Raw genomic sequence first — 11,381 nt, forward strand, 5'->3', positions numbered from 1 at the left:
GACCTGCGCAAGGCGCTGCCGGCCGGCGAGTTCGAGCTCTACTACCAGCCGGTGGTGAATCTGGCGAGCAACGAAATCAGCGGATTCGAGGCCCTGATACGCTGGAATCATCCGCAGCGGGGGTTGGTCTCCCCGGGCACCTTCATTCCGCTGGCGGAAGAAATCGGCTTCATCGTCCCGATGGGAGAGTGGGTCATCCGCGAAGCCTGCGCGACCGCGGCGCGATGGCCGGGAGACGCCCGCGTCGCCATCAATATTTCGGCCGTTCAATTCCGCAATCCCGGCCTGATGCAAATCATCGTCGGCGCACTCGCGACCTCGGGCCTGAATCCGACCCGGCTCGAAATTGAAATTACCGAGACCGTTCTGCTGCAGAACAAGGAAACGACGCTGGCTGTGCTGCATCAGTTGCGCGCGCTTGGCGTCCGCATCGCGCTGGACGATTTCGGCACCGGATATTCCTCGCTCACCTACCTGCAGTGTTTTCCGTTCGACAAGATCAAGATCGACCGTTCGTTCGTCAAGGACATCACGGAAAACACCGGCTCGCTGAATATCGTGCGGGCGGTCGCAGCACTTGCGACGGGAATGGGCATGACCGCCACGGCCGAAGGCGTGGAAACGCGGGAACAGCTCGACAGCATCACGTCCGAAGGCTGCACCGAGATGCAGGGATTCCTGTTCAGCCGGCCGCTGCCGGCGCGGGAAATCGAGCGGCTGTTCCTTTCAGGACGCGGGACCAAGCTGGCTCCCGACCGTATCGTCGCGGCTTGAGCGCACGCTCCGTTTCCATGGAGTGTAGACCGCGTAAATAGAATACGCTGTCATTCCGGGGCGGCGCGAAGCGACGAACCTCAGATGTGCAGTTGCACATCGGGGAATCTCGAGATTCCGGGTTCGCTTCGCGCCCCGGAATGACAAAGTCCCTAAAACTCCGTTGCGATCCTGGCCAGCATGCCCAGTAGCGCGGCGCGGTTGGCGGGGCCCAGCAATTCATTGAGCCGTGCTTCGTGCTTGGCGGCGACGAGCTTCTTCGCCCGCGCCAGCACCGCCCGGCCCTTGTCGGTCAGGACCAGGATGTGCGAGCGGCGGTCGTTGGTGGAGCGCATCCGCGCGCACAGATCGCGGCTCTCCAGGCCATCGAGCATCGCCACGAAATTCGGCCGCAGGATTCCGAGCGTGTTGGCGATTTCGGTCTGGTTGCGTCCGGGATTCTTGTCGAGCAGCAGCAGAACCGAGAATTGCGCCGGGGTCAGCTGCAATGGCGCGACGCAGCGCAAAAAGTCCTCGAACACTTTCAACTGCGCGCGCTTGAGCGAATAGCCCAGCAACTCGGATAATTCACCCAGTTGTAATGCGATGCCCTCGGTCGCGTCGACCGCCGGCTCCTTGCGGGCGGGGCGGGACGCCTTGGCGACATCGACGGCGGTCTTGGAAACAGTCATCGCTCGAGGCTCGCAATCCCGCTAGGCTGAAAACACCCAGATTCTGGAAACACCGGATTCTGGAAACTCCCGGGCGAAAGCGCACCGGGCCTTGAGATTATAATTGATAATTGTTATCCACCATATCAAATATCGGCAGGCTTTTTCAACTGCTGTTATCGGATCGGCGGGCGGCACCTCAAGGCCGCACGCGACCGACGCCTTGAGAGCGTTTTCGAGCGAAAGCCTGCCCCGGACTTGATCCGGGGCCTGCCCCGGACTTGATCCGGGGTGAATACCGGTTCGCGTGAAGAAAGCGCGTCATAACGAAGATTGGAGCCCCGGTTCTGATTCCATCAGAACCGATCAGGCTCAGGGGGGAGCGCCCGGTCTTGAACACGACGATCATGCTGTTCCTGCTGCAGGACGGCATTACCAATGGCGCGATCTATGCGTTGCTCGGGCTGGCGCTGGTGCTGGTGTTCGCGGTCACGCGCGTGATCCTGATTCCGCAGGGCGAGTTCGTCACCTACGGCGCCCTGACCTATGCCACGCTGTCGTCAGGCCAGGTGCCGGGCACGGCGCGGCTGGCGGTGGCGATGGGCATCGTGGCGTTCGGCCTCGACCTGTTCGCGGGCCGCCGGTCGCTGCATCTGCGGCTGGTCGGGCGGGCCTTCGCGATCAATATCGTGCTGCCCGCAGCGATCCTGGCCCTGAGCATCCAGCTCGCCGGCCGCCACAGCCCGGTCGCCGTCAACATCGCGCTGTCGCTGGCGATCGTCGCGGCGATCGGACTGTTTCTCTATCGCATCGCGTTTCAGCCGATCGCCCATGCCTCGGTGCTGGTGCTGCTGATCGCCTCGGTCGGCTGTCATCTCGCGCTGCAGGGTTTCGGCCTGGTGTTCTTCGGCGCCGAGGGCCAGCGCGGCCCGGCACTTTCGGATACCGCCTTTACGCTCGGTCCGCTGCGCTTCACCGGCCAGAGCATCGCCGTCTACGCCATCACGCTCGCACTGATCGCGGGCCTCTGGCTGTTTTTCGGCTTTACCCTCACCGGCAAGGCGCTGCGCGCCACCGCCGTCAATCGCCTGGGCGCGCGCCTGGTCGGGATCCGGACCGCGCTGTCGGGACAGATCGCCTTCCTGCTGGCGTCCGTGATCGGCGCCATTTCCGGAATCCTGATCGTGCCGATCACGACGCTGTATTACGACACCGGATTCCTGATCGGCCTGAAGGGCTTCGTCGCCGCGATCATCGGCGGCCTCGTGAGCTATCCCCTGACCGCGATCGCCGCATTGCTGGTCGGGTCGGTGGAAGCCTTCTCCTCGTTCTATGCCAGCAATTTCAAGGAAGTTATCGTCTTCACGCTGATCCTTCCGGTGCTTGTGCTGCGGTCGCTGGCGGCGCCCGCGGTCGAGGAAGAGAAGGATTGATCGCGATGATGCAGCGCTTCCCCATGATCGCGTTCGCGGCGGCGATGGCGGCGATCCCGTTCATCCCAGGCATGCCGCCGTTCTGGATCGTGCTGTTGGACAATATCGGCCTGTCCGCGCTGGTGGCGATGGGACTGGTGCTCCTGACCGGCGTCGGCGGCCTGACCTCGTTCGGCCAGGCGGCGTTTTGCGGCTTCGGCGCCTATACCACCGCGGTGCTGACCACGGCCTACGGCGTCTCGCCGTGGCTGACGCTGCCGCTCTCGCTGTTGGTGAGCGGTGCCGCCGCGGTCCTGCTCGGCCTCGTCACGGTGCGGCTGTCGGGCCACTATCTGCCGCTCGGCACCCTCGCCTGGGGCCTCGGGCTATTTTATCTGTTCAGCAAGCTTGAATTCCTCGGCCGCAACGACGGCATCTCCGGCATCCCGCCGCTTCAAATCGGTTCGCTGCGGATGATCGATCCCGGCACGATCTATTTTGCGATCTGGACCGCGGTGCTGATCTGCGCGCTGCTCACCATGAACCTGCTGGACTCGCGCACCGGCCGCGCGATCCGCGCGCTGCGGCGCGGGCACATCGCCGCCGAGGCGTTCGGCGTGCAGACGCCGCGCGCCAAGCTATTGGTGTTCATCTATGCGGCGGTGCTGGCCGGCCTGTCGGGCTGGCTGTATGCGCATCTGCAGCGCGCCGCCAATCCGACGCCGTTCGGCGCGCAGGCCGGCATCGAATATCTGTTCATCGCGGTGGTCGGCGGCGCCGGCTATGTCTGGGGCGGCGTGCTTGGCGCCGCCATCGTCGTCATCCTCAAGGAAATCCTGCAAAGCTATTTGCCGTATCTGTTTCACGGCGAGGGCCAGCTCGAGACCATCGTGTTCGGCATCCTGCTGGTGGCCCTGCTGCAACTGGCGCCGAGCGGGATGTGGCCCTGGCTGACGGCGCGACTGCCGTTCAAGCCCAAACGGCGGCGGCCCGATACATCGCTGGTGCTGGCGCCGCGCGTGCGCCCTGCCGTCACGCCGGACGTGCTGCTGCAGGTCGACCATGCGCGCAAGCAGTTCGGCGGCGTGATCGCGGTCAACGACGTCTCCTTCGACGTCCAGGCCCGCGAAATCGTCGCCCTGATCGGCCCCAACGGCGCCGGCAAGAGCACCACCTTCAACCTGATCACCGGCGTGCTCACCGCGACCGGCGGCACCATCTCCGTTCTCGGCAAGAAAATCGACAAGGCGCTGCCGCAACAGGTGGCGAGACTCGGCATCGCCAGAACGTTTCAGCATGTCAAACTGGTGCCGGACATGAGCGTGCTGGAAAACGTCGCGATCGGCGCGCATCTGCGCGGCCATGCCGGCGCCATCGCCAGCATGTTCCGCCTCGACCGGTCGGATGAAGCCAAATTGCTCGCGGAAGCGACCCGCCAGATCGAGCGGGTCGGGCTCGGCGATCAGATCGATCAGCTTGCGGGCAGCCTGTCGCTCGGCCAGCAGCGCATCGTCGAGATCGCCCGCGCGCTCTGCGTCGACCCGATGCTGCTGCTGCTCGACGAGCCGGCGGCCGGGCTGCGCCACATGGAAAAGCAGCGGCTCGCCGCCTTGCTGCGGCAATTGCGCGACGGCGGCATGTCGGTGCTGCTGGTGGAACACGACATGGGATTCGTGATGGATCTGGCCGACCGCATCGTGGTGCTCGACTTCGGCACCAAGATCGCCGAGGGCACGCCGCAGGCGATCAAGACCAATCCTGATGTGATCAAGGCCTATCTCGGAGCGGTCGCATGAATCCCGGGGCCAGCGCGCTATTGTCGGTATCGTCGGTCCATATCGCCTATGGCAAGGTCGAGGCGGTCCGCTCGGTCTCGCTCGATGTCGCCGGCAACGAGATCGTCACCATCATCGGCGCCAATGGCGCCGGCAAGACCACACTGTTGAACGCCATCATGGGAATCCTGCCGCTGAAGGGCCGCGTGACCTTCGCCGGCCAGGACCTGTTGCGGCTCGAGATCGAGGACCGGGTCGCGGCCGGCCTCAGCCTGGTGCCGGAGCATCGCGAATTGTTCGGCACCATGAATGTCGAGGACAATCTGCAGCTCGGCGCTTTCCGGATCGCCAAATCGGTCGCGGCGCAATCGTTCGAGCGGGTCTACGCGCTGTTTCCGCGCCTGAAAGAGCGGCGCAAGCAATTGGCGGGCACGTTGTCGGGCGGCGAGCAGCAGATGCTGGCGATGGGCCGCGCTTTGATGGGGGCACCGAAGCTGTTGATGCTCGATGAACCCAGTCTCGGGCTGGCGCCGATCATCGTCGCCGATATCTTCCGCATCGTCGGCGAGTTGCGCTCCAGCGGCGTATCGGTGCTGCTGGTCGAGCAGAACGCCAAGGCCGCCCTGGAAATCGCCGACCGCGCCTATGTGATGGAGCTCGGCGAGTTCGTCCTGGATGGGCCGGCGAAGGACATCGCCACCAACGCGCGCGTCGCCGCGAGCTATCTGGGTTTTGCGCATGAGGGCGCGGGCGCGAGTTAGCACCTAGGCCGTCATGCCCCGCCAACGGGTCAGCGCGAAGCGCTGCCCGATGACAGGCTCCAGCGGGGCATCCAGTATTCCGAGACAGTGAAGCTTGATCTCGACGCCGCAGCGTACTGGATCACCCGCTTTCGCGGGTGATGACAGCCGTGTGTATGAAAACGCTCCTGCCCCTCACATCGCCGGCACGTACTTGCCGTCCTTCACCGTGAGGATGATGCGCGAGCGGTCGTCGAGGCCGGAGCGATCTTTTTCGGTCCAGTTGTAGACGCCCTGGCTCGCTGCAATCTCACGTTCGCTGAGCAAAGCCTGACGGATCGCCTCGCGGAATTCCGGCGTGCCGGGCTTGGCGGTCTTCAAGGCCACCGGAATCACGCGCTTGAGCACTTCAAAGGCGTCGTAGGAATGTCCGGCGAACTGGCTGCGGCTGTTGGGGCCGTATTTGGCCTCATAGGCGGTGTCGAGCGCGAGACCCGGCTTCTTGGTCAGCGCGCTGTCCGGCTGCGTTTCCGGCGACATCACCGGACCCGACGCCATGATCACGCCTTCAGCCGAGGGACCGGCGATGCGGATGAAGTCCATGCTGGCGGCGCCATGGGTCTGATAGATCAGGCCCTTGTAACCGCGCTCGCGCAGCGCCGACTGCGGCAAGGCTGCCGCGGTGCCGGAGGCGCCGACCAGGATCGCATCGGGATTGGCGGCCACCAGCTTCAGCACCTGCCCGGTCACCGACGTATCCGGCCGCGCAAAGCGCTCTTCGTCGGCCAGCGTCAGTCCCATCGCCACTCCTTGCGCCTTGAAGTCGTTGAACCAGAGATCGCCGTAGGAATCGGAGTAGCCGATATAGCCGACGGTCTTGATGTTGTGCGCCTTCATGTGCTCGTACAGCACCTTGCCCATGATCGGAACCGGCTGCGGCATCACCACCGACCACTTCGCCCGTTCCGGCGTGACCGGAAACGGCGCGAGGCCGAAATGCGGAATGCCGGCCTCGTTGGCGACATTGGATACCGCGATGGTCGGCGGCGTGGTCGCCGATCCCATGATGATATCGGCCTTGGATTCGGTGACGAAGCGCCGCGCATTGGTGGTGGCGTTGGTCGGATCGCCGCCATCGTCGAGCACGATGATCTTGAGCGGCACGCCGCCAATTTCCTTCGGCACGAATTCAAGCGCGTTGCGCTCGGGGATGCCGAGCGCCGCCGCCGGTCCGGTGGTGGTGGTCGTGATACCGATGGTGATTTCACTGGTTTGCGCGGCCGCGGGATAGGCCGGCAGCGCGAGCGCCGCCGCGGCAATGGCGGCCGACAGATGAAACTTCCTCATTATTTCCTCCCTCATGTGTTTATTTTGGATGCTTATTTCATAAAGCAAAATTCGAGGACGTTTTCAGCCCCTTCTTTAGATGCGCCAGAAGTTAATGCGCCCGACGAGTCAGCCCTGCATGAATTTTGCAATGATCTCCTGCGGCACCGGCGCCGATTTCAGCCTGCCGGGATCGTCCGGGTGATGCCCGACCAGCACGCGGGTCTCGAACGCCTCGATCGCCAGCGCCTCGCCCTTGAACACCTTGTGGGTCACCTCGAAGCTCGAGCGCTTGAAACCCTCGATCCGGCTTTCGATCGCGATCCAGTCGCCATGGGTCGAGGCGATGTAGAATTTCGCCCGCGTATCCACCATGGGAATGCCGACCAGGCCATACTTCTTGACGATGTCCTGCTTGGAGAAACCGGCGGCCTCGAACAGGATCGAGGTCGAGTCGTCGAACATCGCGAAGTAGCGCGGGTAATAGACAATGTTGGCGGGGTCGCAATCGCCCCACTGGATCTGCACGTTCCTGCGGTTGACGAACATTCGATGGTCCTAGCGCGGCGCCATGCGCAGCGAGGCATCGAGCCGCACCACCTCGCCGTTGAGATAGGGATTGTCGATCATGTGCAGCGCCAGCGAGGCGAACTCGTCGGCGTGGCCGAGCCGGCGCGGAAACGGGATCGCCGCGGCCAGCGAGTCCTGGGCTTCCTGCGGCAGATTGGCCAATAGCGGCGTCAGGAACAATCCGGGCGCGATGGTCAGGACGCGAATGCCGAACTGCGCCAGTTCGCGCGCGATCGGCAGCGTCATCCCGACGATGCCGCCTTTCGAGGCCGAATAGGCCGACTGCCCGATCTGGCCGTCATAGGCGGCGACCGATGCGGTGGAGATCACCACGCCACGCTCGCCACCCGCCAGCGGCTCCAGTTTCGACATTTCCGTCGTCGCCAGCCTGATCATGTTGAACGAGCCGATCAGATTGACCCTGATGATCTTCTCGAAATCGGCCAGCGGCATCGGCCCGTCGCGGCCGATCACCCGCTTGGCGGCGCCGATGCCGGCGCAATTCACCAACACCCGCGCCACACCATGGGCCTTGCTCGCCGCGGCGATCGCCGCCTCCGCCGAGGCCGCGTCGGCGACGTCGCAGATGACCGCGACACCGCCGATCTCGGCGGCGACGGTTTCGGCGAGCTTGGCGTTGAGATCGCACACCGCGACTTTGGCGCCCTGCGCGGCGAGCTTGCGCGCGGTGGCGGCGCCCAGTCCCGATGCGCCCCCGGTGACGATAGCGGCCTGATCTTTCAACTGCATGGTTTCCTCCTGGCGATTTGGTTCGAATTCAGTTCAGCGTGATGACGTCGACCGCGGGGGCTGGCGAATATAGCTCGTCGATCAGCCGGCTGCGATGCTCCAGCACCGCGCGTTGATTGATCGACCCTTTATCGGTGACTTCGCCGCGATCGATCGACATCGGCGTATCCAGCAGCACCGCGCGCGTGATCCGCGTCGACGACCCCGTCGAGACAGCCAGAAACTTTGTAAATCGCTCGCGAAACGCGGCACGGATCAGGGCGTCGCCCGCAATTGCCGCGAGGTCATCGGATGGCAGCGTTGGATTGATCAGGCGGCAGCCGTCGAGGTCGAGCACCACCAGCGCCGACAACTCGTCGCGGTTGATGCCCGCGATCACCACGTCGCGCACCAGCGGCGCACAGGCCGCGATGAAGCGGGCGCGGAGCGGACCGACGCTGACCCAGGTGCCGCTGGCGAGCTTGAAATCCTCGGCGATGCGGCCGTCGAAATCGAAGCCGGCGCCGAGATCATCGGGATCGGCCGGCTTGAGCGCGTCGCCGAATTTGTAGAAACCTTCCTCGTCGAAGGCCCGCGCGGTCAGTTCGGGCTGGCGCCAATAGCCCGGCGTGACGTTCGGCCCCTTGGCGCGAACCTCGAGCTTGCCATTATCGGGCACAAGCTTGGCCTCATTGCCGGAGACGGGAAGCCCGACATGGCCTGAGCGGCTGGTGGCGGGCCGCACCGACATGAAGAACGGCGCGGTCTCGGTGGCGCCGAGCCCCGTCAGCATCGGCACCCGAAAGCCGGTCTCCTGCACCGCGAGTTCGTCGAGGCTGTTCCAGATAAAGGGCGACATCGCCGCCCCGGAGAAGAACATCGCGTGCAGCCGATGGAAGAATCTGGCGCGCAGCGCCTGGTCGTCGCGCAGATACGGCAGCAGCGATTCATAGCCCTTCGGCACGTTGAAATAGACGGTCGGGGAAATCTCGCGAAGATTGCGCACGGTCTCTTCGATGCCGCCGGGCATCGGCTTGCCGGCGTCGAGATACATCGAGCCGCCATTGTACAGCGTCAGACCGATATTGTGATTGCCGCCGAACGTATGATTCCACGGCAGCCAGTCGACGATCACCGGCGGCTCGTCCTTCAGGAACGCCATGGTCTCGCGCAGCATCACCTGATTGGCGCAGATCATCCGCTGGGTGTTGATGACGGCCTTCGGATTGCCGGTCGAGCCTGATGTCAGCAGAAATTTTGCGATCGTATCCGGACCGATCGCGTCATGCGCGGCATCAAGGCCCGGATGCTCCGGCGACGCCAGCAAGTCGCCGAGCATCGTGATCTCGCGGCCCGGCACGTCGCCACGCGACACCACAACCTCGATTTGATCGGGAATATTGGCGCGGATCGCATCGTCGAATTTGCCGGCGTCCTCGGTGAATACCAGACCCGGCGTCAGCAGCTTCATCAGAAAGCCAAGCTTGCCGTAATCCTTCGACACCAGCGAATAGGCCGGCGACACCGGACAAAACGGCACACCGGCATAGAGCGCGCCGAACGCGACCAAAGCGTGGTCGATCGAATTGCCGGAGAGAATCACGACCGGTTTCTCGGCCGACAGACCGCGCGCGAGCAAGCCTGAGGCGATGCGCCGGGTCGCGGTCAGCAATTGCGCGTAGGTGATTTGCCGCCAGCCGCCGCCTGTCTCGCGCTCCGCCATGAAAATGCGGTTCGGCTCGACTTTGGCCCAATGGTGCAGACGATCTGTTATTCGGACCGGATAGTCGCCGAGCGCGGTCTTTGGGCGCAGATAGATGGTGCCATCGGCGCGGCGATCGATCGACACCGCGGGATCGCCGAACGAAATCGCACGCAGCGGATGTGCGCTGGCGGCTAGGGGTAAGGACATGTCGGGTTTGGCGCTCATGTCAGGTCGGCTTCACCTTTGCCGTCTTGCGATCGAGGAACGCACGGATCCGAAGTTTAGCCTCTTTGTCGCTCTGTGCCACCGTCGCCATCAAGGACTCCATCAAGAGCCCCGTCTGCGGATTGGCCTCGGCGATCATCGGCAGCGCCTGCAGCACCGCGAAATTGGTCAGCGGCGCATTTTTCGCGATCTGCGCGCCGAGTTCCTTGGCCTTGGCCAGCGCATTGCCTTCCTCGGTGAGATATTGCGCAAAGCCGTAGGACGCGCCCTCGGTCGCCGAATAAACCCGCCCGGTCAGCATCATGTCGGTCATGCGGGCGACCCCAATCAGCCGCGGCAGCCGCACCGAGCCGCCGCCGCCGACAAAGATGCCGCGCTGACCCTCGGGCAATGCGAAATAGGCGCTGGGCTCGGCGACGCGAATATGCGCGGCGCAGGCGAGTTCCAATCCGCCGCCGATCACCGCCCCGCGAAGCGCGGCGATCACGGGCACGCGGCTATATTGAATGCGGTCGAACACCCGATGCCACATCTGCGAATGGCGCAGGCCCTCGGTGGCGTCCTGCTCGGTCAATTCCGACAGATCGAGGCCGGATGAGAAATGGTCGCCGATGCCATGGATCACGACCGCGCCGATGCCATCCGGCAGACTGGAGAAGCAATCCTGGATCGCGAGAATAATGCCGTCGTTCAGCGCATTGCGCTTGGCCGGGCGGTTGAGGCCGACGGTCAGCACCGGCCCCGATATTTCGAGCTGGAGCAGCGCAGACGGGTCCGAGGTCCCGGCGGAGGCGGCGTTTCCCATGGAGCTTTTGTGTCCTGCCTAGAATAGTTATGTTTTATAACTAATGGGGAGGGAGTCAACAAGCAGGGTTTTTACCCTCCCCTGGGAGGGGGAGGGTCGACGCGACTGAAAGGAGCGGCGGGGTGGGGTGACAGTCTCTCCCCTTGAGCGCTGCCCGAGTTGAGGGATCACCCCACCCCGTCTCGCATTTCGCTGCGCTCATGCGAGCCGACCCTCCCCCTCCAGGGGAGGGTAAGAAAAGCAGCCCTCACAGCACCTGGTGCACGTCGAGCACGACGCGATCGGGGTGACGCGCGGCCGATCCGATAAACAGATTTTGCATCAGCCAGCGGTATTTTTCGCTGCCGGTCTCGAACCGCGGCACGGTGCGGAAATAGATCAGCCTGGGATCGACCGGCTCGCCGCGCTTGAGGCGCTGCAACAATTCGACGGGGCCAAAGCGGATGCCCTTGTTCTCGACATAGACCACGGCGCCGTCGTCGGTCTCGAACGCATATTTGGCTTCGAGCTCGATCAGCTCATTGGGCCGGATGATCTGAAAATCCGCGCCGAACCCACAGATCTTCCCGTTGATCCCGGCGCCGCGCACCTCGCCGCCAATAACCGGAATGATCCGCCTGACGCCGTGGCCGATATCGCCGGCGGAGGTCACGCCGCCGATATGGGCAGT

The 11,381-nt window shown here is 64.1% G+C and carries 11 protein-coding genes; 4 read left to right on the forward strand and 7 right to left on the reverse strand.

The genetic code is table 11. The features are described 5' to 3' along the window. A partial coding sequence (locus tag ABR948_RS22695; RefSeq protein ID WP_428122331.1) for a putative bifunctional diguanylate cyclase/phosphodiesterase occupies positions 1-774 on the forward strand: 774 nt, incomplete at its 5' end. Positions 775-926: 152 nt separating this feature from the next. On the opposite strand, the gene ABR948_RS22700 is transcribed toward ABR948_RS22695, so the two are convergent. Beyond that, on the reverse strand, positions 927-1,445 hold the full coding sequence (locus ABR948_RS22700; protein WP_428122333.1) for a MarR family winged helix-turn-helix transcriptional regulator: 519 nt from the start codon (positions 1,443-1,445) through the stop codon (positions 927-929). A 371-nt stretch (positions 1,446-1,816) separates the two neighbouring features. Here ABR948_RS22700 and ABR948_RS22705 point away from each other — a divergent pair, with 371 nt between their 5' ends. The 3 genes from ABR948_RS22705 to ABR948_RS22715 are packed head-to-tail and all read left to right on the forward strand — an operon-like array spanning position 1,817 to position 5,372. Then, positions 1,817-2,857: a branched-chain amino acid ABC transporter permease gene (locus ABR948_RS22705; protein ID WP_428122335.1), complete on the forward strand. Its 1,041-nt coding sequence runs from the start codon at positions 1,817-1,819 to the stop codon at positions 2,855-2,857. A 5-nt stretch (positions 2,858-2,862) separates the two neighbouring features. After that, positions 2,863-4,632 carry a branched-chain amino acid ABC transporter ATP-binding protein/permease gene (locus ABR948_RS22710; protein ID WP_428122337.1) on the forward strand — a complete coding sequence of 590 codons (1,770 nt, stop codon included), beginning with the start codon at positions 2,863-2,865 and terminating at the stop codon, positions 4,630-4,632. Continuing rightward, positions 4,629-5,372, forward strand: coding sequence for an ABC transporter ATP-binding protein (locus ABR948_RS22715; RefSeq protein WP_428122339.1), 744 nt, complete (start codon positions 4,629-4,631; stop codon positions 5,370-5,372). Before ABR948_RS22710 ends, ABR948_RS22715 begins: the two co-directional genes overlap by 4 nt. A gap of 174 nt (positions 5,373-5,546) precedes the next feature. On the opposite strand, the gene ABR948_RS22720 is transcribed toward ABR948_RS22715, so the two are convergent. The 6 genes from ABR948_RS22720 to ABR948_RS22745 form a co-directional block, all read right to left on the reverse strand. Beyond that, a complete protein-coding gene (locus ABR948_RS22720; protein WP_428122342.1) occupies positions 5,547-6,698 on the reverse strand; it encodes an ABC transporter substrate-binding protein in 1,152 nt (383 codons plus the stop codon). A 108-nt stretch (positions 6,699-6,806) separates the two neighbouring features. After that, on the reverse strand, positions 6,807-7,226 hold the full coding sequence (locus tag ABR948_RS22725) for an acyl-CoA thioesterase (RefSeq protein ID WP_428122344.1): 420 nt from the start codon (positions 7,224-7,226) through the stop codon (positions 6,807-6,809). Between the two features lie 9 nt (positions 7,227-7,235). Further along, the gene (locus ABR948_RS22730) at positions 7,236-7,997 is read right to left on the reverse strand and encodes an SDR family NAD(P)-dependent oxidoreductase (protein ID WP_428122347.1); all 762 of its coding nucleotides are present in this window, start codon (positions 7,995-7,997) and stop codon (positions 7,236-7,238) included. A gap of 28 nt (positions 7,998-8,025) precedes the next feature. After that, positions 8,026-9,906, reverse strand: coding sequence for a feruloyl-CoA synthase (locus ABR948_RS22735; protein WP_428122349.1), 1,881 nt, complete (start codon positions 9,904-9,906; stop codon positions 8,026-8,028). Position 9,907: 1 nt separating this feature from the next. Beyond that, positions 9,908-10,711 (reverse strand): crotonase/enoyl-CoA hydratase family protein, encoded by an 804-nt coding sequence (locus ABR948_RS22740; RefSeq protein ID WP_428122351.1) that lies wholly within the window; start codon positions 10,709-10,711, stop codon positions 9,908-9,910. Positions 10,712-10,958: 247 nt separating this feature from the next. After that, positions 10,959-11,381: DUF3237 domain-containing protein (locus ABR948_RS22745; protein WP_428122354.1), on the reverse strand; the 423-nt coding region annotated here is incomplete at its 5' end.

Source organism: Bradyrhizobium sp. (genome assembly GCF_050014615.1).
Lineage (GTDB): Bacteria > Pseudomonadota > Alphaproteobacteria > Rhizobiales > Xanthobacteraceae > Bradyrhizobium.